General features: G+C 39.6%; 22 protein-coding genes. 11 read left to right on the top strand and 11 right to left on the bottom strand.

The window, feature by feature from the left end:
* Nucleotides 1-3: 3 nt before the first annotated feature.
* Genes JMN12_RS00290 through JMN12_RS00275 form a run of 4 tightly spaced genes read right to left on the bottom strand, consistent with a single transcriptional unit; the run spans nucleotide 4 to nucleotide 7,094 of the window.
* Nucleotides 4-1,353, bottom strand: a complete 1,350-nt coding sequence (locus JMN12_RS00290) for a DUF4302 domain-containing protein (RefSeq protein WP_203136081.1) — start codon at nucleotides 1,351-1,353, stop codon at nucleotides 4-6.
* 14 nt (nucleotides 1,354-1,367) lie between these two features.
* Complete coding sequence (locus tag JMN12_RS00285; RefSeq protein WP_009413966.1) at nucleotides 1,368-2,210, bottom strand: putative zinc-binding metallopeptidase; 843 nt, start codon at nucleotides 2,208-2,210, stop codon at nucleotides 1,368-1,370.
* Between the two features lie 30 nt (nucleotides 2,211-2,240).
* Entirely contained in the window at nucleotides 2,241-3,734 is a 1,494-nt protein-coding gene (locus JMN12_RS00280) for a RagB/SusD family nutrient uptake outer membrane protein (RefSeq protein ID WP_203136079.1), read from the bottom strand.
* 15 nt (nucleotides 3,735-3,749) lie between these two features.
* On the bottom strand, nucleotides 3,750-7,094 hold the full coding sequence (locus tag JMN12_RS00275; RefSeq protein WP_009413968.1) for a SusC/RagA family TonB-linked outer membrane protein: 3,345 nt from the start codon (nucleotides 7,092-7,094) through the stop codon (nucleotides 3,750-3,752).
* Between the two features lie 447 nt (nucleotides 7,095-7,541).
* Here JMN12_RS00275 and rnpA point away from each other — a divergent pair, with 447 nt between their 5' ends.
* The 7 genes from rnpA to JMN12_RS00240 all read left to right on the top strand — a co-directional run bounded on the left by rnpA (nucleotide 7,542) and on the right by JMN12_RS00240 (nucleotide 11,602).
* Entirely contained in the window at nucleotides 7,542-7,910 is a 369-nt protein-coding gene (gene rnpA, locus JMN12_RS00270) for a ribonuclease P protein component (RefSeq protein ID WP_009413969.1), read from the top strand.
* A complete protein-coding gene (purN, locus tag JMN12_RS00265) occupies nucleotides 7,907-8,476 on the top strand; it encodes a phosphoribosylglycinamide formyltransferase (protein ID WP_203136070.1) in 570 nt (189 codons plus the stop codon). Before rnpA ends, purN begins: the two co-directional genes overlap by 4 nt.
* Nucleotides 8,477-8,729: 253 nt before the next feature.
* A complete protein-coding gene (locus tag JMN12_RS00260; protein ID WP_198467453.1) occupies nucleotides 8,730-9,173 on the top strand; it encodes an energy transducer TonB in 444 nt (147 codons plus the stop codon).
* A 16-nt stretch (nucleotides 9,174-9,189) separates the two neighbouring features.
* Nucleotides 9,190-10,089, top strand: coding sequence for a sulfate adenylyltransferase subunit CysD (gene cysD, locus JMN12_RS00255; protein ID WP_088593404.1), 900 nt, complete (start codon nucleotides 9,190-9,192; stop codon nucleotides 10,087-10,089).
* A gap of 85 nt (nucleotides 10,090-10,174) precedes the next feature.
* Nucleotides 10,175-10,669, top strand: coding sequence for a peroxiredoxin family protein (locus JMN12_RS00250; protein WP_198467452.1), 495 nt, complete (start codon nucleotides 10,175-10,177; stop codon nucleotides 10,667-10,669).
* A gap of 101 nt (nucleotides 10,670-10,770) precedes the next feature.
* A complete protein-coding gene (locus tag JMN12_RS00245) occupies nucleotides 10,771-11,172 on the top strand; it encodes a hypothetical protein (RefSeq protein WP_009413974.1) in 402 nt (133 codons plus the stop codon).
* Between the two features lie 19 nt (nucleotides 11,173-11,191).
* Nucleotides 11,192-11,602, top strand: a complete 411-nt coding sequence (locus JMN12_RS00240) for an META domain-containing protein (RefSeq protein WP_009413975.1) — start codon at nucleotides 11,192-11,194, stop codon at nucleotides 11,600-11,602.
* Between the two features lie 96 nt (nucleotides 11,603-11,698).
* On the opposite strand, the gene JMN12_RS00235 is transcribed toward JMN12_RS00240, so the two are convergent.
* Nucleotides 11,699-13,306 (bottom strand): L-lactate permease, encoded by a 1,608-nt coding sequence (locus JMN12_RS00235; protein ID WP_203136062.1) that lies wholly within the window; start codon nucleotides 13,304-13,306, stop codon nucleotides 11,699-11,701.
* Between the two features lie 301 nt (nucleotides 13,307-13,607).
* Between JMN12_RS00235 and gdhA the strand changes: the two genes are divergently transcribed.
* From gdhA to JMN12_RS00220, 3 genes are all read left to right on the top strand, one after another.
* Nucleotides 13,608-14,948 (top strand): NADP-specific glutamate dehydrogenase, encoded by a 1,341-nt coding sequence (gene gdhA, locus JMN12_RS00230; protein WP_203136060.1) that lies wholly within the window; start codon nucleotides 13,608-13,610, stop codon nucleotides 14,946-14,948.
* 89 nt (nucleotides 14,949-15,037) lie between these two features.
* Nucleotides 15,038-15,691, top strand: a complete 654-nt coding sequence (locus tag JMN12_RS00225) for a M949_RS01915 family surface polysaccharide biosynthesis protein (protein ID WP_203136058.1) — start codon at nucleotides 15,038-15,040, stop codon at nucleotides 15,689-15,691.
* Nucleotides 15,692-15,748: 57 nt separating this feature from the next.
* Nucleotides 15,749-17,131, top strand: a complete 1,383-nt coding sequence (locus tag JMN12_RS00220) for a hypothetical protein (protein WP_203136056.1) — start codon at nucleotides 15,749-15,751, stop codon at nucleotides 17,129-17,131.
* 197 nt (nucleotides 17,132-17,328) lie between these two features.
* Here the strand turns inward: JMN12_RS00220 and JMN12_RS00215 are convergent, their stop codons facing one another.
* Nucleotides 17,329-18,204 carry an energy transducer TonB gene (locus JMN12_RS00215; protein ID WP_203136054.1) on the bottom strand — a complete coding sequence of 292 codons (876 nt, stop codon included), beginning with the start codon at nucleotides 18,202-18,204 and terminating at the stop codon, nucleotides 17,329-17,331.
* Between the two features lie 106 nt (nucleotides 18,205-18,310).
* Here JMN12_RS00215 and JMN12_RS00210 point away from each other — a divergent pair, with 106 nt between their 5' ends.
* A complete protein-coding gene (locus tag JMN12_RS00210; RefSeq protein WP_203136044.1) occupies nucleotides 18,311-19,939 on the top strand; it encodes a hypothetical protein in 1,629 nt (542 codons plus the stop codon).
* A 3-nt stretch (nucleotides 19,940-19,942) separates the two neighbouring features.
* Here the strand turns inward: JMN12_RS00210 and JMN12_RS00205 are convergent, their stop codons facing one another.
* The 5 genes from JMN12_RS00205 to JMN12_RS00185 form a co-directional block, all read right to left on the bottom strand.
* Nucleotides 19,943-20,821 carry an energy transducer TonB gene (locus tag JMN12_RS00205; protein ID WP_203136043.1) on the bottom strand — a complete coding sequence of 293 codons (879 nt, stop codon included), beginning with the start codon at nucleotides 20,819-20,821 and terminating at the stop codon, nucleotides 19,943-19,945.
* A 52-nt stretch (nucleotides 20,822-20,873) separates the two neighbouring features.
* Nucleotides 20,874-21,563: an HmuY family protein gene (locus JMN12_RS00200; RefSeq protein ID WP_002674066.1), complete on the bottom strand. Its 690-nt coding sequence runs from the start codon at nucleotides 21,561-21,563 to the stop codon at nucleotides 20,874-20,876.
* A 10-nt stretch (nucleotides 21,564-21,573) separates the two neighbouring features.
* Entirely contained in the window at nucleotides 21,574-23,916 is a 2,343-nt protein-coding gene (locus JMN12_RS00195) for a TonB-dependent receptor plug domain-containing protein (RefSeq protein ID WP_203136033.1), read from the bottom strand.
* A 4-nt stretch (nucleotides 23,917-23,920) separates the two neighbouring features.
* A complete protein-coding gene (locus JMN12_RS00190) occupies nucleotides 23,921-25,021 on the bottom strand; it encodes a DUF4903 family protein (RefSeq protein ID WP_203093729.1) in 1,101 nt (366 codons plus the stop codon).
* A 97-nt stretch (nucleotides 25,022-25,118) separates the two neighbouring features.
* Nucleotides 25,119-25,676: a calycin-like domain-containing protein gene (locus tag JMN12_RS00185; protein ID WP_203136031.1), complete on the bottom strand. Its 558-nt coding sequence runs from the start codon at nucleotides 25,674-25,676 to the stop codon at nucleotides 25,119-25,121.
* Nucleotides 25,677-25,787 lie beyond the last annotated feature (111 nt).

The following is a 25,787-nucleotide window of genomic DNA, read 5'->3' as shown; positions in this document are numbered from 1 at the left end:
AGTTTAATCTCTTTGAAAATATCCATAAGCTGGGAAATAGATATTAGGCAAACGATGGCTTTGTATTACATACACATCATCGGTATAACGGAATTTATTAGGTACCTTCTTTATATAGAGACCTTCACTTCCTAAGTAGGCTATACTGTTGAGGGCTGTTAAGGCTTTCCTTAAAATAGCTTCATTTTCAGTAGCTTGCCACAAATCTAAATTAGTGCCGTCGATACTTGTTCTATCTTTGATATAAATGCGTTTATCTTTAATTTCGTAGTTATGAACAAAGATGAGTCGAGATTGAAACTGTTGATTAGGAAATTGATAGCGCACTTCTACTTCACATTTGGTACTGCTTTTAAAAGAAATCAGTAGTGAAGGGAACCACTTGCTGCTTTCTATTTTCATCACGTTATCTCTAAAACCTTCGGTAGTAAAAGGAGTACTTAGCAAGGTTTCCGACAAGAATAAGAATCGGTTTACACTTGCAGGTACTGACTGATAATCATTAGAGATATGTTCTTGAGAGGGTCTCAACTCAAAGCGTATTTCGGCAGTTACTCCATCTACTGTAGTGATATAACGCGCTGGAGAAGCGTTGTTATCCCAAGTGATTTGAGTAAATGTTTTGCCTTCAATCACCAAAGGAGGGTCGAAAGTAAAGCCTGCTTGAGTAGGAACAATTGCTGTTTTTAGTGTTTGAGAAGGGTCGGACGAAAGATTTAGCGTTAGGTATCTGTTAGATAGTGATATGCTATAATCTTTGGTTACGCCATCTTTGGTTACTCTAAAAAAGTGTCTAAGGATATCGCCTTCTAAAGCATCTACACTTCCGCTAAGGTCTTGGATAACATTCCAATCTTGGGCAGTAGCGGGCTCAAAATACACAATTTGTTCAGTAGCTTGACGTTGAGTTTTGAATTTGAGTTTGTTACCTTCTTTTCCGAGATAAATAAATTCAAATTCACCTTCTAATCCTTTTCCTTGTTCACCCTGCATAGCATCGGAAAGTTCGTGGATATAGTTTTTAGTGGTGAAAGAAAGCAAAGTACCTTGCCCCCATTTAATTTCGTATTTACTTGTTGTGGGGGAGGCGGTAGCGCTTATATCGGATGCCATATTCACAAAACCTTCGGGGGTGAATTTCATTAGGAAAGTAAACCCTCCAAACTTTTTATTATCGGTGAAATAGGTGAGCTTCCACCCCTGCTGTGGGGTGGTAAGTTGGGTGCGCAATTCATTTTGGCTTTGCTCAAAACGCTCAGAAGGCGTTTTACCATCAAAAAGGTCATCAGGTTCGTTTTTCTGGCAAGCAAAGATTCCTAAAACTGCAATAGTTATATAAATGATTTTTTTCATTAATGAGATTAGCGTTATTGTAATACTGATAGCATTTGTTGTTCTACTTTAGCTTGTAGCTGGTAGATATCGATGTTCCATTCGCTTTTGAAATAAGCTACTACAAAAGCTTCTTTTTTGCGGATAGCCTCTTTTCCTGTGGCGCTACTGATGGCGTTTATTTTAGCATCCCAAGCGGTTTTACTCATACTGAGCATTCCAGAGGTCATCTCGGCAAAGTCTTCGATGTCATTCAACATAGAATATGGGGTGATAAAACCAGCGGCGTTAGCATCAGCTTCTCGCACGTTATACCAGTTGGCGGTATAACCAGAAGGGGTAATCTTGCCATATTCAGATGAATAAGGTTTCTTCTGGTTGATGATGTGGCAATACTCGTGCTGAATGGTATGGAAATATTGGCGAGTAGCGGCGTGTTTGGTCACATCGAGCTGATCGACATTGAAAAGGGTGATTTTCATACCGCTATCGGCAAACCCAAGGGTAATAGTACCACTGGGGTTTACGTTGTACCCCCCGATAAGAGAGATTTGGCGCGGTGCTACTTCTTTTATGAAGTTAGGCCCTGCTACCTCGGAATAGGCATCAATCCATACTTTTTTTACGATTTCGAGCATCGGTTGCACTTTGGCTTCGGTAGGAGGGTAAAAATATTTACCCATTTCAAAATCGGCATCGATATAGTTATAGGTAACTATAATGTTGTACGGTTTCTGGAAATTGTTGTAGATATAGGTATCTAATGGCGTTTTAGCCGTTGTTCTGGGTTTTAATACACTCTCAGAACTAAGGGTTTCTTTATTGTTGCAGGCAGCTAACGACAGCGCTAACACTGCGGCGATATATAACTTTTTCATATCTTACTAATTTGAATGTTTGTTGTTAAGTTATCTTGGGTTTGCAGTAATACCGTTAGAAATAGCATCTTCAGGGATTTGCAACTCACGACGTGGGTCATCTTTAGGGAGTTCCATAGTTTGACCACCTTTCACGTGTACAACTTTCATCCCGAGGCGTTTGTTGTCTATCCAGCGCAAGCCTTCAAACACAAAAGCAGCTCTTCTCACATCGGCTACCGCTTGTAACCATTCGCGTTGTTGAGTAGAAAGCGTATAGGCAGGATCGAACTCAGTACCTTTGTTTTGATAAATGGTATTCATATCTGCTTCACTCAACACAAAAGAATCTGGGATATTTTGCATTGTTTTCTTTTTTAAGAAAACTACCAAATCAGTAAGGAACTTAGCTTTTTCGCCTTTCATCAAGTAAGCTTCCAAACGGTTGAGGAATACCTCATCGAAAGAGATGAGTACTGCCATATCATAAGCGTACCCATTACCTGCTGATACATTGGTATATTTAAAATACTCCTGGTATTTAGGGAAATTGCGATAATCGTCGTTTCCGTAAAGAGGATAAGCCCAAGTAGCGCGGAAACCGTTTAGCGGATGCTTGTTATCACCTAATACTTCTACCGATTTTTGTAAAGTCAAGCCATATTTATTGTAAGCAAAGTTTCTTGCATAAACAGAGGAAGCGCCTACAATTAGAGCATTAGCGGGTTCATCGGAACTAGCGTACAATAGCTCTTGTTGTGCGTAGGTACGTGGGCGTTGTCCTTTTACATCGCGTAGTTTGTTTTCTGGATTAGCGCCAAGAGCTTCATTGGCGTGTGAAATTACCTTATCCCAATCGCCTTTTACCAAGTAGAAACGCGAAGCAAAAGCGTGAGCCGCTTCTTTGGTAAAGTGGAATTTAGGTTTGCTATACTTGCTGTTATCAATAAGAGGTAAACCTTCAGTCAAGTCCTTTTCAATCGCATCGTAATAATCTTTTACTGATATACGGCGATAAACTTCAAACACTTTTCTTTCGGCTTTAGTGGCATAAGGCAAACCTAAATCGGTAGCAGCGGTAGCAGGATTAAAAGGCTTGCACCAAAAAAGTCCTAACATAAAGTGTGCATAAGCACGGGCTACCAAGGCTTCTCCTTTGAGGTAGTTGAGATCACTACCGCCACCAAGGTTTTCTACAGCTTCTAAGGCGTAGTTTGCATTGGCAACTGCTCCATAAGCGGCATAGAAATAGTGAGGTGGTGTATCCCAAGTGCTATACTCGTTGTTAGTTTGCCAAGAATACATTTGTGTATTGAATATAGACGACTGAGTAAGGTTTACTTTATCACCTGCATTATCGCTCATTGTTTCGCAGAAATCAGCATACAGCGCGTCAGGATAGGCTCTTGATAAGAGCTCTTGTATTTTTTCGGGTGTATCGAGTTCTGCACGTGCATCGGGTAGTTCGTCCAGAAATTTATTGCAAGCGGTAAACGATAAACCTAAAAAGAGGGCTATTATGGGTGTATATATATTCTTTTTCATTGCTTACGTATTTTTTTAGATTCCAAGATTGATAGTAAAGGTATATTGGGTATTTACAGGGTAAGCTACCCCACCAGTGCGGAAGAACTCAGGGTCTTGACCATTGAGGTTCTTATCGGCATAAATCAAGAACGGATTAGTAGCTTGCAAGCGCAAGGTAAGGTTGTTCACGTGTAGAGCGTCTAATACGTCTTTAGGGAAAGCATAAGAGAGCCCAATACTTTTCATACGAACGAACGAACCATCAACTACGCGTTCAGTTGAATAGTTATAGGCGTTGTACACACGACGGAGGGTAGCTCTACCTACTTCGTTTACCGTTCTTTTATCGGCAATAGCAGGGATATTGGTTACCCTTTCATCACCTGGGTTGATCCAGCGGTTTCTCATCTCTTTAGGGAAAACGCTAAGGTCGTTGTAATCTACACTATATTGATCGGGTTTGCGTATTTTGTTACCTGCGGCTACTGTAATCAAGCAGCTGAGTTCCCAATTTTTGTAACGGAAGGTATTAGAAAGCCCTCCTGTGATATTAGGCTCTACAGGGCCTTCTTTTTTGAGGTAACTCAAGATATTATCAATTTGTTGGAAATTAATATCCTCAAAATTAGTGCTACCATTGAGCAAGTTGAATAATGGCAACCCTTTGCTGTTCAATCCTATAAAGTCGTAAGAGTACAAAGTATTACGCGCTCCGCCTACTACGTTTCCTCCTACTTCACGCACTAAGTTGTACACATTAGGACGATAGGTAAGGCTTGTAATTTCTTGGTTGAAATACGCAAAGTTGATACCTGTATTCCAGCTGAAATTATCAGTTTTTATATTTTTAGTATCCAAAGCGAGCTCTATACCTTTGGTCACCATTGAGGCGTTGTTTGCCAATTTTACAAGTTGCCCTCCAACACCTGAGGTACGTACATAGTCAATCAAGTCTTTAGAATTCTTTTGGTAAAGGTCTAACGACAAATTAACGCGGTTTTTAAACAAGCCGAGTTCCATACCTACGTTGGCTTCGTATACTTTTTCCCAAGTGAGTTCAGAGTTTTGAAGTGCTTCTATAAATATAGTGTTTTCTCTATCACTGAGATTGTAACGGTTAGCTACTTCGTTTTTAAAGATTGCTAAAGCGTTGCTGGCAGAACCTAAACCAGCGATAAGCCCATAGCTCAAACGGAAAGCAAGGTTAGAAATCTTGGTATTGTCTTTCAAGAAACTCTCATTAGAAGCATTCCAACGACCACTCACGTTCCAAGTAGGCAACCAGCGTGAACTGCGGCTTCTACCCAATTGATTAGAACCTTCGTAATTGGCTGTACCAGCGAATACATAGCGGTTGTCGTAAGTATAAGTTCCTTGTAAGAAGAAGGCTATACCACGCTCTTTAGTGAATGATTTACCAAAGTAAGGAGAGTTATCCTGAATTGCTTTTTGAATCACACGATAATCGGTAAAGGCAGTGCCTCCGCGCTCAAATTGGTAACCATAACCGTTGAAGAAAGAGTTATCGCGGTCGGTATGACGATATTCTTGCCCTAAGAATGCTTTTAGGTCGTGTTTTTCTTTAAACAAACGTTTGTACTCCAAAGCATTGCGGAAGTAGTAACTTTGCAAGTTGTTTTCGGTAAGTTTATAGATACCTCCGTTAGGCAATGCTACTTGAGGAATCATATCAGGATTTTCTGGGTCTTTAAACAAGAAAGGATTGGCTTTTGCAATCACAGTAGTGCGATTGGCGCGATAAGCTCCTACCACGTTAGAGTTTTCTCTCATAGAGTGTTCGTTTGAACTCTTTACGTGACGTACAGAGCCGAGGAAGTTATATTTAAGTCCTTTAGCTAATTTAACCTCTAAATCCCCTTGAATTTTATACTCGAGCACGTTCAAATCCATATAGTTATTAGCGAGCTCGTTGAGGATGTTCATAGGAGCATAGTTGTAGCTGTAGTACTCGTATTTGCCATCATCACCATAAGGGCGCAATGCACGTGAGGTATTGAGCGCATAGCTGAAAGGGTTGATATCAAAATCGCGATCATAACCACCACTTACAGTGTTGGCAGTACGGTTGTAAGTACCAGGAGCTTTTTGGGTACGTATGGACCCTTGAGTGAGCACCCCTATTTTTACGCTGGGTGAAAGGGTATAGGTGGTTTTGAGGTTCCCTGTTACACGGTGCACACGGTCGGCAATTGTCCATCCTGGGTCTACAAAGAAACCTACTGAACCATATACAGTCGCATTTTCACCCCCACCTGAAAGACTCACAGTGTGGTTTTGTGTAAGTGAAGGACGGAAAAGTGTTTTAAACCAATCGGTATTGGCGTATTCGTATTTGCGCAAGAAAGCAAGGCGTGCAGCTTCGGTATTTTCAAGCAAGAAAGTACCTGTGGCAGGGTTATAAGTATCGATAGCGCGATACATTATATTATAAGCCCCTCCATAACGCGCTTGTGTATATGAAGAAAGTGAAAAATAGCCTTTTTCCTCCAATTCGCGGTAGACTCCCATAGACTCTTGAGAGTTCATAATGTCGTACTGATTGTAATTAGGAATCATACGCACCGACTCTTCCAATTGGTAGTTTAGCTGAGTTTTTACGTTTTTTCTACCGCTTTTAGTGGTGATAATCACGGCACCGTTGAGGGCGCGTGCACCGTAAAGAGAAAGGGCTGAAGCATCTTTAAGAATTTCGATACTCTCAATATCGTTCGCATTGATACCAGAGATAGCCGAACTCACCAAAGTAGAAGCATCACCAGAGGCGAGCTGTTCGAAGGTTAGCGGCACTACTTCTTCTTGTACAGCCCCATCGACTACCCATAGCGGTTTAGTATCACCAAAGATAGATGAACCCCCGCGAATAGTAATTTTAGGTGAAGTACCAAAAGTACCAGAGATGTTCTGTACGTTTACCCCTGCGGCACGACCTTCAATCATACGACCTACATCCACCACGCCGTCCATTTTAATATTGTCGGCTTTAAGGGTTTGGGCGTTACCTGTAAACTTAGAACGGTCGAACTCTTGGTAACCTGTAAGCACTACACCGGTAAGCTGTTGCGCTTCCACTTCAAGTGTTACATTGATTGCCTTGTTATTACCTACAGGACGTTCGACAGGCTTCATACCTAATGACGAAAAGACCAATACAGCCTTATTATTAGGTACTTTGATGGAGTATTTACCATCAAAATCGGTAGCGACCCCGTGAGAGGTTCCTTTTACTACTACAGAGGCACCGGGTAGCGGAGTGCCCGCATCATCTTTTACTACCCCTGTTACGGTGTGTTCTTGGGCAAAAGCATAGCCGACGAACAGCACAGCGCATAACAGTGCGTACATCAATTTTTCTTTCATCGCTATTATATTAAGTCAATTATTTTTGCAAAGTTTCAGAAAAAAAAATTATAAATGCAAATTTATATAGCATTTTTTTTGGCGGCCGTTTTAAAGAGTGCAAAATCTTTTCCAAAAAACTGTTTTTTAAAGATTACTTAGCATTATTGTTAAAAAATTACAGTATTCTCAACGTTTTTAAAGATTCAATGAAAATACCTCAAATATTCTCTTAAAAAAATGAAGATTTTCTTATATGTGACTATTAAACTGTAAGTTATTTATTTTTAAGTAAATAAAGCGATAAACTAAAAATAAAGTACTTAGATAAAAACATTCATTTAGATGAAATTAAAATGAAAATTTAACGTTTTTTAAGAAATAGATTTTCGGTTATATCTGTTGATAATATGTATTTTGCTAAGTGACTAAATTTGCTAATTGACAAATTATTCGTATTTTTGCCCTATGTATACTTTCCCAAAAGCCGAAAAACTCTGCAAACGTGAGTATATACAGCAACTTTTCGCTCAGGGTGAGGCACTTACAGCCTACCCCATACGTTTGTTGTATACCCCTATCACTGCTCTTAAGGTACCTTATCAGTTACTGATAAGTGTGCCTAAACGCACTTTTAAACACGCTGTAGATAGAAATTTACTCAAACGCCGATTGCGAGAGGCTTATCGACTACAAAAACACCTTTTACCTCTAACTGAACAACCCTACGCTTTAGCCTTTATTTATATAGGAAAAGAAAAAGTTACCTATACCGAAATAGAAAATGCCGTGAAAGTTACCCTTTCACAATTTGCTAATTTGCCTATTCAACTATGAAAAAAATCGTTGTTTTTGCCTCTGGTTCTGGCTCAAATGCCGAACGTATCGCTACTTATTTCAGCGAAAAAGGTAGCGCTCAAGTGAGTTTAATCCTCTGCAACAATCTACAAGCTGGCGTGCTGGAACGCGCTAAACGCTTAGATATCCCTTCTCTTGTGTTCAACCGACAAGCTTTCTACAAAACAAATGTAGTACTCGATGTTCTCAAAACACAACAACCCGACCTTATTGTGCTGGCAGGCTTCCTATGGAAAGTACCTGAAAATCTTATAACTGCCTATCCTAACCGCATTCTCAACATCCACCCCTCACTCCTGCCTAAGTACGGCGGCAAAGGAATGTATGGCGCTCGCGTACACCAAGCCGTAGTAGCCAATAGCGAAACAGAAAGCGGTATCACCATTCACTATGTAAACGAACATTACGACGAAGGTAACATCCTCTTTCAAGCAAAAACCCAAGTATTACCTACCGATACCGCTGATTCTTTAGCAGAAAAAATACACCTTTTAGAATACGAGCACTTCCCTAAAGTAATAGAAAAATGGTTGGAAACTTGTTAGTTAAAAAAAAGTTGTACCTTTGTAAAATTTGTAAGTAAAGAGATTATGTTTTCAACTGTAAAAAAGAACTCCAAAGTATGATCATACTATAGAATTCAAAACTATAGTACTGAACTTTATAGAAACAGTAAAACATTATCAATTAGCCTTAGAAAATAAACTTACAGAACAAAGTAGCTTTTTGCAATTCTCAATTACATCAAGCAAAATTAATGTATAAATACTTTTTGAAAATTTTAAAATATCTAAAACAATGAAAGCAATTAAAACCTTAGTAACAAGCATCTTATTAGTAGCCAGTTTCGCTACTACACAAGCTCAAGACAGTAAAGCTGTTGACATTAATAACACTTCAGTGGTAAAACAAAAACCTCACTGCTTGCATTATCAAAGCATTTATACCACCAAAGAAGCTAATTTTGACGAATGTTTGAACGACTGGATAGTCAATAATTTAAATTATCCTCAAGAAGCCCTCAACAAAAAAATCAAAGGAAATGTGAAAGTATATTACCTAATTGACAAAAAAGGTAATTTTTCTGTTCAAAAAGTAGAAGGAGAACCTATTTTAGCAGCCGAAGGTAAACGCCTTTTTCAAAAATTCCCCAAAATGGCTCCCGCTAAAGACGCTCAAGGTCGCGAAATCGATGTACAAGGAATCTACCCCTTAGAATTTGATTTCGATGTAGTAAAATAGATAACAAGTAACAATCGTGAATAAAGAACATTTAAAACAATTAGAAGCTGAAAGTATTTATATAATGCGCGAAGTAGCAGCTCAATTTGAACGCCCTGCTCTACTTTTTAGCGGTGGAAAAGACTCTATTACCTTGGTGCACTTGGCTATGAAAGCCTTTGCCCCTATGAAAATACCTTTCCCATTGGTTCATATCGATACAGGTCACAACTTCCCCGAAGCGCTCGCTTATCGCGATGCCCTTGCCAAACGTATTGGTGCTGAACTCATTGTACGACAAGTAGAAGATACTATCAAAGCTAAAGGTCTTACTGAACCCAAAGGCAAATTCGCCTCTCGTAACTGGCTGCAAACACACACCTTATTAGATACTATTGAAGAATTCCATTTCGATGCCTGCATCGGGGGCGCACGCCGCGACGAAGAAAAAGCTCGTGCCAAGGAACGTTTCTTCTCAGTAAGAGATGAGTTCGGTCAGTGGGACCCAAAACTACAACGCCCTGAACTCTGGAACATCTATAACGGTAGAATCCAAAAAGGTGAAAATGTACGCGTATTCCCTATCTCAAACTGGACAGAACTCGATGTGTGGAGCTATATCCAACAAGAGAAAATTGAACTCCCCTCTATCTATTTCGCTCACAACCGCGAAGTAATTGAACACGAAGGTCGCCTCATTGCCGTATCACCTTTCATTCAAATAGATGAAAATGATACCATTCTCAACAAGCGTGTACGCTATCGCACTGTAGGCGATATGACCTGCACCGCCGCCGTAGAAAGCAATGCTGCAACCCTTGAAGAAGTGGTAAACGAAATCACTGCTTCTCGCATCTCGGAACGCGGCGAAACCCGTATAGACGACAAAGTAACCGAAGCAGCGATGGAAGACCGCAAAAAAGGAGGATATTTCTAATTAAATAACCTCAAAAACAAATCATTAAAAAAATGGTCAGATTTTTGTATGCGTAAAATCTGAATACTAAAAAACAAAATCACAAATGAGAAAAAATTTATTATTTACAGCCATAGCGCTTTTCCTTTTAGCAACTGCCCCAACCTTTGCTCAAACATTGCAACGCCACAAACCCGTACCCGAAATCACCTTACCACAAGCCAATGGTGAAGAATTGAAGTTGTCTTCCTTACGCGGTAAATACGTACTCATCGACTTTTGGGCATCGTGGTGTATGCCTTGCAAAAAAGAAAACAGATACCTCAAACAAGCCTATAAAGAGCTCAAAGAAAAAAACTTTGTTATACTATCTGTATCCATTGATAGACCTAAAGATAAAGACTCTTGGCTCGACACTATCAAAATGGAAGGAATGGTATGGTACAATGTGTGGGACAGCGAAAATAAAGCCGCTAATAGCTATGGCGTTAGTAGCATCCCTGCACCTTTTCTCATCGACCCCGAAGGCAACCTATTAGCCCAAGGCGACAACCTCAGAACTAACGAGTTGCTCAAAACACTCAAAAAATATATCAAATAAAACCATTCAACCAGCAGTGTTCTACTACAACCCAAACCGAGAAAACAACCCCATTTGAAGCATAACAACTCAATATATAAACCTTTAAAAAAGTAAATGTTATGAATAGAATTCTCGTTATCCTCTTGTTTTTGGGCGTGCTAAACCTATATGCACAAGAACGCACCGACCTCATCGATAGGCACTTTGAGGGTGAAATTACTAAAAGAGCCGCTGGTGATAGTATCAATACAAAACAATATATCTTTGTAACCTTTTTGAAAGATAAAGCTATCATCAAAGAAGAAAAACTAACGATTACTAAGCAACCTCGTCTCATCTACAAAGTAGAGGTAGCTTGGCGCATCAATAAACGCAACAACCAAATCATCTTTTCGGCATCTAATAAACCCTATCCTTATCAAGATTACAAATTTTACTACCGCGAAGAGGAACTAATGGCGTTTTATAGTCAGGATGACGATGGTACAATGGGGCTTGATATCTATTTCACCGAGAAATAATTTTTAAAGTAATCATACAATGAAAAAAATCAAGTTTTTAATGCTATTATCTGTAGCAATAGGGTTAGGCAGTTGTAATACTGCACGCGTTAATTCTAATAGTTTGCAAGGTGAATGGCAATTAGTTACTATGGGAACTACTGCCGTAACAGCCGAAGCACAACCTACCCTAAAACTCAATGTGAAAGAAATGAAGGTAAATGGCTCCGACAGCTGTAATACCTTTATGGGAGGCATCGTAAAAGTATCCGATAACGAATTAGTGTTTAGTGATTTAGCTTCTACACTAATGCTTTGCCCCGACAAAATGGAAGTTGCCGATGCCTTTGGCTCTGCAATGAAAAAAGTAGCTAAATATGAAGTGAAAAACGAACAGTTATTACTAAAGGACGATAAAGGAACTGTTCTGCTTACTTTTGCTAAGAAGTGAAATGTTTAAAATGGGTTAAATTAATTAATTGGAAAAGGCTGCACAGAACAAATGTTCTATGCAGCCTTTTGTTGTTTATTAATACTAATCTGTTTTTCAGCTAAAAATGAGCGGTATTACTAAAAGCGCTACCACAGCCGCTATAATTCCGTATACAAACATAGGTACCGCTGTAACTTTTAAAATTTTACCCTCAGCTCTGTCGATACCTAATACCGAACATACCGCAATAATATTGTTGATACACACCATATTACCCATCGCACCCCCTACCGATTGCAAGGCGAGAATCAAAGGGATTGAAAGCCCTGTGGTATTAGCTACCGAATATTGTACTGCCCCAAAAGTGAGGTTTGACACGGTATTCGAGCCCGAGAAAAACGCCCCAACTGCACCTAAATATGAAGCAAACATCGTCCAATAACTACCCGTAGCATCGGCTAAACTACGACCTATAATTTGCACCATTGAGTTTTCTCCTCCCATCAGCATTACATTCACCATAATAAGTGCCCCCACCAATGCTAAAAAAGGCTTTTGTATCTGTACAAAACTGGCTGAAAAAAGCGATTTAGTTTGCTTCCATTTCAGTGAGAACAACGGAATTGAAATCAACACCGTCACCACAAACGGAATGAGCGCTGGCACATAAAGTAGCTTGTAACTCTCACTCTCGCCCGTAGCAAAAATATTCTTCAACGAGAAAATCAATCCTTTAGTTACTTGAAAATCTCCTAAATATCCTAATTTAATAGTAAACCACTCGGTAGTATCGTTCAAAAGAGATTTTAGCGGGAGTTGTTTAATACGAGTGATTGCTAAAATTACTATCAGTGAAGCCGTCGGGAAGAGGGCTTTCAACAGCTCTGGAGTCTTCACTTTTTCGTGCTGTATTTCACTGTTATCAGTTTTTGATAAACCAATACCTTTGCTGGCAACCCCTACCGAAATGAAAAGACCAATAGCCCCCCCTACCAACGAAGGAAACTCGTAGTTAAACCACGCAATGGCCACATAAGGCAAGGTACAAGCAAGGATACTGATGAGAATAAAAACAATATTCTCGCGTATTTGTCGCCACGAAACAATCACTTTCAGTGCCATTATCGGAATTACGAAAGCTGCAAATAGGTGTATGATAGCCGTAATTTTACCAATATCCGAAAGCTGATCGTCGGAAATAGCTCCATTGCCAATGAGTGTACCAAAACCAAACCACGTAGGCGTACCTACTGCCCCAAACGATACAGGTACCGAGTTCATAATTAGGGCGAGAATGGCCACCTGCAAGGGTTTGAACCCTAAGCCTACTAATAGAGGAGCGGCAATAGCAGCAGGTGTGCCAAAACCACTGGCGCCTTCAATCATAAAGGCAAATGCCCAGCCTATAATCATCAGTTGAGCAACAGGATTGGGGCTGATATTGCCCAACCAGCGGCGCAATACGTTCATTGCCCCTGTCATCTCCATCATTCGGTTGAAGAGCACTGCCCCAAAAATTACTGTAATAGGGGTAGCTACCGAGATAATTGCCTTGATAAAATTGGCGTTTACGGCTACAAACGAGCCATTAAAATAAGTAAGGTGAAGTATATACACCAATCCCGCAATCAGTGGAAGTGCAATATACGAAGGAAGCGCATTTTTCTTTACCATCAAATAGATGAGGAGCGCAATCGGAAGTATGCTAAGAAATAAAGCCATAAGTTTTTTTAGATTTCTTTTCGGGGGCAAAAATAGTGCTTTTTATTTAAAATGCAAATTCTGCGAAAGAAAAAATAAAAATATCAACAATTTGTTAGTGACTTAGTACAAAAACAAGACTAAATAGTGCTATAAATTTTCGAGCTTTAGATAAGTTAAAATCTTTATATTTTCTTTTTAAGAAAAATTTCTTTCGTTTTCTTTGCACATTTCAATAATATTAACTACTTTTGTCGCTCATTAATATATTTGCGTAACTAAATAATTCATTAACACATAATTCATAACTAATTAATATATTATGGACGTAAAAAAAATTATGACCTCTTTAGAGGCGAAACACCCTGGTGAAAAAGAGTACTTACAAGCTGTACACGAAGTGCTTGAATCAGTACAAGAGGTGTACAACCAACACCCCGAATTTGCCAAAGCTAAAATTATTGAACGCATTGTTGAGCCCGACCGCATTCATACCTTCCGCGTGGATTGGGTTGACGATAAAGGTGAAGTGCAAAGCAACCTCGGTTACCGCGTGCAGTTCAACGCTGCCATAGGCCCTTATAAAGGTGGTATCCGCTTCCACAAAGCTGTAAACCCTTCAATGCTTAAATTCCTCGGTTTTGAACAAACTTTCAAAAACGCCCTTACTACCCTACCTATGGGAGGTGCTAAAGGGGGGTCTGATTTCGACCCTACCGGTAAATCTGATGCCGAAATTATGCGTTTCTGCCAAGCCTTTATGCTCGAACTTTGGAAATATATAGGTCCTGATACCGATGTGCCTGCTGGCGACGTGGGTGTAGGCGGACGCGAAATAGGCTATATGTACGGTATGTACAAAAAATTAGCCCACGAGTACAATACTGGGGTGCTCACCGGTAAAGGTATCAACTGGGGTGGTTCTCTCATTCGTCCTGAAGCTACAGGTTATGGCGCACTCTACTTTGTAGACCACATGTTGAAAAAACTTGGCAAAGACCTTAAAGGACAACGCGTAGTAGTATCAGGATTTGGTAACGTAGCGTGGGGAGCTTCACAAAAAGCAACTCAGTTGGGCGCAAAAGTTATCGGACTTTCAGGCCCCGATGGTTGTGTAGAAGTACCTAATGGTATGACTCACGAAATGATTGACTATATGCTCGAACTCCGCGCTTCTAACCGCAACATCGTAGCACCTTTTGCCGAAAAATTTGCTAAAGAAAGTAAGTTTACTGCAGGCAAAAAAGCGTGGACTATCCCTTGTGATATTGCTTTGCCTTGTGCATTCCAAAACGAATTAGATGGCGATGACGCTCAAATGCTTATCAAAAATGGTGTAAAACTCGTTGCCGAAGTATCGAATATGGGCTGTACTCCTGAGGCTATCAAAGCTTTCCAAGATGCTAAAATGCCTTTCGCTCCTGGTAAAGCAGTGAACGCCGGAGGGGTAGCAACTTCTGGTCTTGAAATGACTCAAAATGCCGCACACCTCGCGTGGAGAAGCGAAGAAGTTGATGCTAAATTGCACCAAATTATGGAATCTATCCACAACGCTTGCCTCAAATACGGTCAAGAAAAGGATTATATCAACTACGTGAAAGGTGCTAACATTGCAGGCTTTATGAAAGTCGCTCACGCGATGCTCGACCAAGGCGTGATTTAATGACGAGTTACGAATGACGAATAACGAGTTATAAATAACAAAAAGCTGCTCAAGATAATGGGCAGCTTTTTTAAATCCATTTAGTTTTTATGAAAAATCTTTATCTATTCTTGCTTTTTAGCTTCTTATCACTACAAGCTCAACCCGACTCTTCAGGAGCTACACTCCTTACAGACAAACAAGTACAAACGCTTTTTCCCCACGAAACCCTTAAAGAAATAGGGGTAACATTCCCTATCAGGAAAGTGTATGCTTTTCAAGATAAATTAGGCAAGCAGTATCTTATCATTTCTGAAAATAATAGCAACCCCGATAAAGCAACCTCTATAAAAGCTTTCAACGTGCTTCTAAAAGAAGATACACCACCTCAAGTCCTTTGGACAATTACCGATGCTATTGATGATACTGAACAAGCAATGTGGTTCTACACACGCTATATAAGCCTCACCGACCTCAATAACGATGGTTACATAGACCCTATTGTACTATATGGTACAGAATCTCAATACGGAGAACCGTATGAAGAAAACCGACTAAAATTCATTATTTACTACTTAGGAAAGAAAACAGCCATTCGTCATCAAAATTCTAGCTTAGACGATGGACGACATACCCAAATAGACCGCTCTTATTACAAACTTCCCTTAGCGTTAAAAAAGAAAATACGCAGCATTGTTGCAACCTTAGAAGAAAGAGGACACGCACTTTTCAATACTGAAACTATTAAAGAACTGAAAAAGTAATTTTGCTGGCACATTCTTTGCCAATTGTTAATTGTTATTTGTTAATTGTTATTTATTATGAGGGTCTTATTTTTCTTCTTGATTTTATTTTCAACTGCTCAAGCGCAGATAGTAATCCCTTCCGATAGTATAAATACTATTGGTTTTGAACCCGATGGACGTCTATTTTTCTGCCATCAAAAAACTGATAGCTCTCTGTCAGGAGCTTTTTTGCAACTTAAAAATAAACAATGGCTTATCGCTTCTCATAGCTCTATAGATAGTAAAATATTACAACAAAAAGCTACTTTTTTCAATACAAAGGACTTGCGCGCTACTAAACTCAGTAACTTTACAGGCAATGTTTATACTTCTGAAAAAGAGGGGTATACAATTCGCCTTGAGTTTATCAATCCTCATTTGGTGAGAATCAGTACACTCAGCGATATGTTGATATCATATCAAACGCCTATTGAGTTAGATTTTGGCAATGGCAAGAAGGCTTATGCTTTAGCGAGAGGTAATACTCTTAGCTATCTGTTGATTCCTACAGATAAGAAAAATCTGTTATATGATATAAGTACCTCTGTAAGTATAAAGAAACCAATGTCATTCCATTTAAAAAAACAGAAGGAACCTACTTCAAAACCTTGTTTTTCTGAAGGGCGCTATATAGAAACTATGTTCGATATACAAAAAGAGGGGAAACAATATATTTTGATAGATAACTATGGAGAGCGGGTACTGCCCTCTGCTTATGATGAGATTCAGTTCAACGGGCATTTTATCTTAGCAAAAAAGGGAAGTTCTTTAGAGATTTACAACATATATCTGCAACAAATGCTCTTTCCAAACCTAAAAAAGGTATATCTACACCTAGATGCTCTGGAAGTACTTGATGACAATGGAGCTCATTACTATGATTGTTGTGGCGAAGAACTCGATAAACCTGAAAGAGAAATAGAAGAATGTGGAACTAGTTTTATAGAACGTTGGTTAGAATACCGTATTAAGCAAACTCCTAAACCTTATATAGAAAGAGTAGACACTAATAATCCCAATATTATCAAGGAAAAGCATTACCTTATAGATCGCAAACCAACTGAAAAAATTGCTTTTGCAGATGGCACAACAGAATTTTCAGGATTTTCCATAGAAGAAAAATTCCCTTTTGAAGCTTTACGTGTGCAACAAGGCAACCTCTTTGGACTTTTTGAGTACGAATATCACAAATCTCATCAACTCAAAGGCAAAGAGCTCCTCCCTATCGCTTTCAACAAGATAGAACAAGATAAAAACGAACGGATTCTTTTCTACCAAAATGGCAAAATAGGCGTTTTTCCTCAATTTACTACCCCTCAATACGATGTTTTAGTACCCATTACAGAATCTTTCTACCAAATAGAAAAAAACGGTCGAAAAGGCTTCTTAGATATTTATACTCTTGAAGAATATTTTTAGTGATTAGTATAAATCAAGAATTGAAAAAATAATAATACTGATTAACAGAATGTTATCGATTTTGCATCGCACTTCCCCCTTTGGAGGGGGTTAGGGGGAGGTTATCCCTTTGGAGGGTTGTCGGCAATTGCCAAGTAAGTGAGTTAGGGGGGGAGGTTTTTAAATCAACAAGTTAATTTAACCCTTGATTGGCATTATTATTCAGCAACATAATATCTGAGAGGTATTACATACGTTGTTTTTATAGGAGCACCATATTGGTCAATAGCAGGCACAAAATCGGGGAGATTTGTAAAGATTTTTTCAGAGACAGCCCATAATTCCTTAGGACCTCTTAATGCTCTTCCTGTTATTTTGCCTTCTTTGTCCACTACTATTTTTACAATTACGGTTCCTGAGATTCCTGATTCAAGAGCTGCAGGAGGATACTGGTATTTACTGCGAATGGTAATACTAAAAAACTGATTGACATCTGCAATTTTTTCTTCTTCTGATAAGTGTTCTTTCCCTACCCTATAAGCTCTTTTTTCTATGACAGGTGTTAAGGCTTCCTCGTGTGCTTTAGCAAGCCCTTCTGCCCCTTTTATCGGCTTTTTATCCTCATCTTTCGGGATTGTAAAGCTAATAGGGTAACTGCCTTTCACAGCGATAACCTTCCTTTTTGTGTTTTTTGCAGGAGTTACTTTCGGAAAATTAGCAAAAATACTATAACAGACTTCTTTTATAGCCTTGTATTTACCTTTTTCCAAATCCTCTTTCTTGTCATAAGTAACACTGATATCTATAGAATCTTTATTTACAGTCATCACTCCTTTTTTATCAATTACAAAAGGCACCCACACTACAGCCTCAAGCTCATTGTCAAAAGCGTCTTGAGGGTAGCTAAAATGGTCATACACCCAGCTATCTACACATTGCCAGAAATCGCTACGCCCTTCCTTTTGTACAGTTTTCTTGATGCCTGTACATTTAGGCTCTTGCGCTATAGCACTGCTTTTGAGGTCAATAGTAGTATTTTGGGCTTGTGCCAAAGTAAAAAAGCCCCAACACAAAAAGATAATAAATATTCTCATTGTTTTCAGTATGTGATAAATAATGGGACAAATATAAAAAATTTATTTGAAATAAGCAATATAAAATGTATTTTTGCCTCATAAAACTAAAATCATCTTTGATAAAATGAAACTCTGGCTTGCCATATTATCCTTTTTTACCTCTTTGGCTTATGCGCAATATACATTGCCTTCGCAAGATATTGCGCTCATTGTTTACAATAAAGATAGTAACATAACAGTCTATAAACAAACTCCCAATGGCAAATATGTCGAGGCTTCACTACAAGAACACTACGATGAAACCTATCAAGGCTATTACCGACCTTTTACCCTGTCGTGGAAATATGATACCGAAGAAAAAACGCTATCCGAATTATTAGAAAAGGGGGATAAACTTATCTATCCACGCGATATCCGCCCTACCGAATGGGCTAATTTTATAAACCAACCGCTTGTTACCTCTCATTTATTGTCTTTTTCCGAAAATGATAACAAGTATACTAAAAGAGTCAAAACCATTGTAAAATTTTTAAATCCATCGTTGGCAACAGTACAACTCTTGCAATACAAAAAAGCTGATTCAGAAGATGTAGGTGGATATTTCTATACTGAAGAAACTAAGATTAAGAAATGGCGACCTTATAAGGTGGACTACTTTCCTTTAATGGCGCTCGATTTTGGTGAGGGTAGAAAGGTATATCTTTTAAAAGAATCGGATATGATAGTGCCTTTGCAACATAAAACGCTATTTATATCAAGCGAATACAGTGTTTGTACTTCTTTGAGAGCTGAAAAAAGGAAGTCTATTGATACCTCCTACCTCACTGATTTTCAAGGTTTTTTATCTGATTATTACGACTATCACAAGATAAATGAGTTTTTATATCTGCTTCCTAAAGGTGATAAATACGAACTCAAAAACCGATACCTTCAAAATGTATTACCCAAAAGTTACGATACAATTCTCTTCAATCGCTGGGCTATTATCGGGAAAGAAGGAACTCAAATAGATATCTACAATGCTCTTTTTGAAAAACAACCACTTACGGGAGTGCTATCGGCTTATCTTACAGATAATGGTTCTGTAGAAATGCTTACTGATAAAGGGGTGAGCTATTACAATATCCGGCAGACAAAGGAGCATCTAAACCAATGGATTTTTGGAGAGGGAAATGATGTATATAGATCTCCTAAATTAGGCTATCATATAGAGAAAGATTCCTTAACGAATGAATACTATGTGTCGTATATAAGTGATAACTATGATTTAAAACTTCACGGACGAAATTACTACCTTACCGATCGCCTTGCTGAGGAGTATCTTTCGTTTATAGGAGAAAAAAAAGAATTTTACAACCCTTATACTCAGGAAACTATCGCTACCCAAATTCCTATCCGTGTGAAAAGGGGTGATAAGTACGGTCTGTATTTCTATACTTTTTCAAATGTTTTTGCAGGAGGATATGAAAAAGTACCAATTTCTTTATACGATTATGGATATCCTCACAATATAAGACTGTTTAGCCCTCAGTATCTCACAGGGAAAGAAGTACTTCCTATAACATTTGACACTCTTGAAATAAACAAACAAGACCAACGTATTACTTTTGTAAAAGAGGGTAAAACGGGTATTTATCCTCAAACAACTGCTGAGTATGAACATCTTGAAAAGCTATCCCCTTCATTCTATAAAATCACTAAAAATGGTCGAAATGGGTATTTAGACTATCATACTCTCAAAGAATATTTTTAGAGATTATTCATCAACAAAAGAATATTTGATAGGTATTACATACGTTGATTTTATAGGAGCTCCATATTGGTCGATAGCAGGCACAAAATCGGGGAGATTTGTAAAGATTTTTTCAGCTCCAGCCCTTAATTCTTTAGGACCTCTTATTGCTCTAGCTGTTATTTTGCCTTCTTTGTCCACTACTATTTTTACAATTACGGTTCCTGAGATTCCTAATTCAATAGCAGCAGGAGGATAGTGGTATTTATTGCGAATGGTAGTACTAAAAAACTGACCGACATCTGCAATTTTTTCTTTCTCCGATAAGTGTTCTTTCCCTACTCTATAAGCCTTTTTTTCTAAAGCAGGGGCTAAGGCTTTCTCGTGTGCTTTAGCAAGCCCTTCTGCCCCTTTTATAGGGTTTTTATGCTCATCTTTGGGGATTTCAAAGCTAATAGGGTAACGACCTTTCACAGCGATAACCTTCCCTTTTGTGTTTTTAGCAGGAGTTACTTTCGGAAAATTAGCAAAAATACGATAACTCACTTCTTCTATAGCCTTATATTTACCTTTTTCTAAATCTTCTTTCTTGTTATAAGGTACATTGATATCTATAGAATCCTTATTTACAGACATCACACCTTTTTTATCAATTACAAAAGGCACCCACACTACAGCCTCAAGCTCATTGTCAAAAGCGTCTTGAGGGTAGCTAAAATGGTCATACACCCAGCTATCAACACATTGCCAGAAATCGCTACGTCCTTCCTTTTGTATAGTTTTCGTGATACCTATACATTTAGGCTCTTGCGCTACGGCACTGCTTTTGAGGTCAATAGGAGCTTTTTGGGCTTGTGCCAAAGTAAAAAAGCCCCAACAGAAAAAGGTAATGAATATTCTCATTGTTTTTTCAGTATGTGATAAATAACAAGGCAAATATACTACTTTTTTTGATTTACTTCAACTCATCGCAATAAAAACTAATACGCCCCCCTGTGTCGCCTATTTCAATACTCTCGTCATACCAACTCACTATTTGTAACTTAAAATAGCGCAACCCATCGGCAGTGCGGATGATATAAGTGTGAAACGAGGGAGTATAAGAGGGAGGCGGCCCTGAGAATACCAACGCCTTATTGAGTAACGGATTAGCATTGGTTTTGGTTTGTTGGGGGCCTTTATTGGGGTCAAACCAAGGAATACCTGTGATATTATGGGCTACGGTATAGCTTATCCACTCGCGTTGTGACATAGTGATAGACACGTTGTCGGTATCTACTACCCATTGCAGGTCGTGAGGCAGTTGCGAAACACTCGTCCAGCGGTCATACCCCTGAAAGCCCATATCGGCAACTCCTCCGTGTCCGTTGCCACTGGTACCGCTATTGGTGCGAAGTTTATTACCACAGAATGCTAAATCCCAATCTAATCTATTTTTCTGATTGCCTTCTATAATATCGGCATTCACTTGGTAGGCATTGAATATCTCACCTGTACGGAGGTTATAGTATATCCAATCGTTGGTGACATTATTGATGTACCCCGAACGACGCGGTAGCACTTTGCCTGTAAAAGGCAGAGCCTCATATTTCACACAAGCCGTACTCAACAAAGCTATCAGTATACTATATAAGATTCTTTTCATATTTGCTAATTTAAAAATCGATCTCTACCTGCACAAAAAACCTACGCCCTGCAGTAGCAGGAATGTTGAACATCGTTACGCCAGAGCCCAAGGTTGAAGGTTTATAATCGAAAATATTATTTGCCCCGACATTCAGCTTGTAATGTTTCAAAAAGCGCTGTTGTACATTTAAGTTGAAGAGTGCGTAAGCAGGCAATTCACAACGAAAATACGCCTCTTTGCTCACAGGGCGCCGTTGCGTGCCACCACCGTATAAAAGTACTTCTTCCTGCACCGTGATGCGATCTTGCACATCAAAAGTTTTCTTACCCATCATACTCATCGTCAGGTTTGCCGATAGGTCGTAGTTGTCGCGATACCATTTGTATTCAAGCCCTGCAGTAGCGGCGTGAGGCGAGGTAGTGTTGATGCGCAAGCCTTCTGTTTTACTTACATCTACATACGAATAGGAAGCGTTGAGCGTAAGGGCGGGCACTATCTTCCAGCGGGTGAGCAGGTCAAAGCCTAAGAGGCGTTGCTGACTGAGGTTCATATACTCGAAGTTATACTGAAACTCGTAGATTTTCCACACCCCTTCTATCTTATCCTGAAACTGATTGATAAAGGCATTCCCCGAAATAAAGAATTTAGGCACCGCATATTCAGCTCCTACCGAAAAGTAATGGTTCTTCTCAGGTTGTAACATCTCATTGCCTATAATTTGAAACATTCCCAAGTGATCCCAATTAAAAAACAACTCTTTAATAGAAGGCGAACGATAGCCTTTGGCGTAATTCAAGCGGTACGAAAGGGCTTCGGTAGGCGAGAATTTTATGGCTACTTTCGGCAGTGCCATCGTACCAAATTGCAGACTGTAATTGGTGCGCAATCCGGCTTCCACTTGCCACTTAGGGCTTATGGTATAGGTGTCCTGAAAGAAGAACTCCCATTCCTTCAACCCTCGTGTGAGCATACGATTGGCTGCAAAGCGGTCGCTGGTGAGGTCGTCTTGAAAATAGTCAATCCCCAAAATGAGGTCGTGCTTTTTGAAGTATTGCGAGGTGAGCGTGAGTCGCGGTTGCATAATCTTAGAGTCATACACCTTTTTATCTACATCACGGCGTTCGTGACGTTTGTAGCGCTCGTAAAAGTCGGTATGGAAAGTGCCGTGTAGTGCGAAATAGTTTTTAAGACGGTAGGAGAGTTTTAGCCCTCCGGTGAAGTCTTTGGTTTGCGAGAAATAGAGGTCTTGCACCATATCATACGAGTTCATCAAAAAGCCCGTGCCATATAGCTGTACGCTTAAGTTTTTACTGTCGTAATACAGTTTTTGTGAAGCCGAGAGATGCTCAACCCCCTCAATACCCATTGGCGGACGCAAAAAGGTGGCTTGCACTACAGTATCTTTACTGAGAAACGGATTGGCTTCTTTGGTATACACCTTGCGATCGGGTTCTTTTTGGTAAAGGTAATATGCATCCTGACTGCTGAACCACACATCCGTTTGAGTAGTGAACTTCCCTATCTTAGCCCCTGCCGACACCCACGATTGCAGGTTGGGCTTATCGGCATTCTTTTCAAACATATAGAGAAAATCACGCCGCTCAGGGTTGTGGTAATTGCGCTCATTCATCTCGGCGTGTCGCGAACCTACCGTAATAGCAAAAGGCTTATCTGTTTTCTTGGTGATAATGTTGATGACAGCTCCTGCTGCCCTCGAACCGTAGAGGGTAGACGACGCCCCTTTCATCACCTCAATACGTTCCACAGCGTGCAAGTTGAAGCGCTCGTAATCGAGGTTACCCGCCATTTCACCCGTCATACGCTCGCCGTCCATCAAGAAGAGGATATGGCGCGCATCCAAGCCCTGCATACTTATCTCGTTGCCGAAACCCACCTTTTGGATATTCATCCCAGGGGTTTCCTGCATCAGCGCCTGCTGGATATTGCTATACCCCGCTTTCACTAACTCCTGCCCCGTAATGACCTGCACCACCGTAGGTGTTTCTTTGGTGGGGCGCACGGTAGCACCCGTCGTTCTACCTGTGAGGGTAGTGCCCGCCAATTGGGTAGTTTCCTCACTGAGGTATACCGTGAGCTCGTTTTCTGCGTTTAGCGTACCTTTTAGCAGTGTGTAGCCCAGCGACTGCACCGTGTAATGCAGCACACCCCCCTTGCGCCTTTTCAGGAGGGCAATGCCATTGTCATCGGCAATGCTGTGTTGTAGTTTATCACTATAAGCAGGCTCAGTATAACTCACCACAGCAGCAGCTATAGGCAAGCGGGTACCCTTGTCGAGCACCCGCATACGCACCTGTTGGGCTGAGAGGATTCCTCCTAATAGAAATAGTAAAATGGATATGGTGATTCTCATTAAATTAAGGTCTTATAGCTACTTCTTTGGCATAAATGGTAAGTCCTAATTCTTTGTTAAGGTAAGAGAAGGAGGTTATTTTTTTCTCTACATTCACAATCATTCGCACTTCGCCTTTAGCAGAAGTTTTAAGCGTTTGTGTACCCGTAGCGTCCCAAAGGGTAGTGGTTACGTCCGCTGCTTTGAGTTTGGTTTTATCGGTATTGCCTTGCCCGTAAATAGTCTTCTCATTTTGGGTAAGCACATCTATAAAACGCGCTTTGCCACTGAAATCCAATTGCAAGTTCACCCCACTCACTGCCGTTTTGGCAAGTGATAGTTGCATACGCCCTGTTACATTGTTAGGCTCTTTACCGTCCCACACAAAGGTGATAGGCAAGGCTACCTCTGTAGTTTTACCCTCGTAGGTGAGCTTAGCCGTAATAGTTTGAGTAGCTCCCAAAAGCGTAATAGCTTGCTGGTTGTTATCACTGTGGAAGATTTCAACCCCTGTGTCCAATTTTTTTTCTGCCAACGCCTCTTCGTAGGCATCGAGTTCTTCTTGAAAGTGAGCTAAGCGAGAGCGGTCAATTTTTTGTTTAAACACCGTGCCCACTACGTTCATCATATTGTATTGGATTAAGAAATACACCTCGTGTGTATCTACGTTGAAGAAGCCCGTTACTACCGTACTGCCTTCTTTAGTAATAGGAGTACCTTGGTAATCTTTAGGTACATAAGGGGTAGTTACGGCAGCTTTGTCGTAGAATTTTATCCAATTGCCCTCGTATTCCTGCTTGTCCCAATAGCTGAGTTCCATTACCTCCAAGGAAGCTTGCATACTCACCGCAAAAGGCATAGTACCCGGTTGTATTTTTTCGAGGTGCATTTTGAGGCGTTTGCTGGGCTCGTCCCAAGTAAAAGTAAATTTGGTAGGTACGCCCGAAGGCAATAATGATCTGTCCGTACCAGCCAATTTCACGTGTTGCCCTAATACCATATCGCCTTTTAGTACGCTGATAGCTGTTTGCAGTTTAGGGTCGGTATTTTCAATAGGCTTATTTTGTTCTTCTTTTTTGCAAGCGAAGAAGGAAAGCCCTATAAATAATAAAAGTATTTTTTTCATAGTAAGGAAATTAATTACAGTTGAAGTTAAGAGTAAAAGCCAGAAAGCAACAATTGTAGTTGTTACTTTCTGACTTTTAAGAGTAGAAGTAAGAAGATTATTTTTTCACTTGCTTACCATCATAATGAACATAGGCAGTAAAAAGGGTGATGAATGCAAATTTACCTTCGCTATGAATTCCTACTGTTAATTTGCAGGTATCACCTTCTTTTGTAAACTTTCCTTCTACTAAGGTAGCTGTGTATCTATGTGTACTAATAGGAGTGTTTAAAATCACAGACCTTTTTAGATTATTAGCACGGAAAGAACCATCATTATTAAGAGTGATTCCTTTAGTGTCAATAGTAATTGTACCTGGCATATTTCCTATTTTAAAAGGAGGTAAATATAAGTTAAATTTACCATTACTATGTTTTTCTACACTGAAAAGTTGATCATAAACAGGGCTTTTCTTATTCCCATTCATTACAACTTCGTCAAGGACACCTTTATAGTCTCCCTTTACATCGTCTACTGTAATAGTTGCTCTTTGACTTTCAGCATTTTGCTGAACAGCTGCTTGACTATTGGCAACTAATCCTGTCTCAGCAGAGTTGAGTTCCTCTTTTTGGCACCCTATAAATGCCACCCCTGCGATTGCTGTAAAAGCAATCATTTTTAAAAATGAATATTTCATATAGACAAAATTAAAAAATTATTAGTTCACTATTTTAAACCCATTATAAATAAGTTTAGCGAGGCAAAGGTATAATAAAATATTTACAAA

Source organism: Capnocytophaga genosp. AHN8471 (assembly GCF_016806945.1).
GTDB classification, from domain to species: domain Bacteria; phylum Bacteroidota; class Bacteroidia; order Flavobacteriales; family Flavobacteriaceae; genus Capnocytophaga; species Capnocytophaga periodontitidis.
The sequence above is the reverse complement of the archived record's forward strand: the minus strand, read 5'-3'. Positions and strand labels throughout refer to the sequence as shown.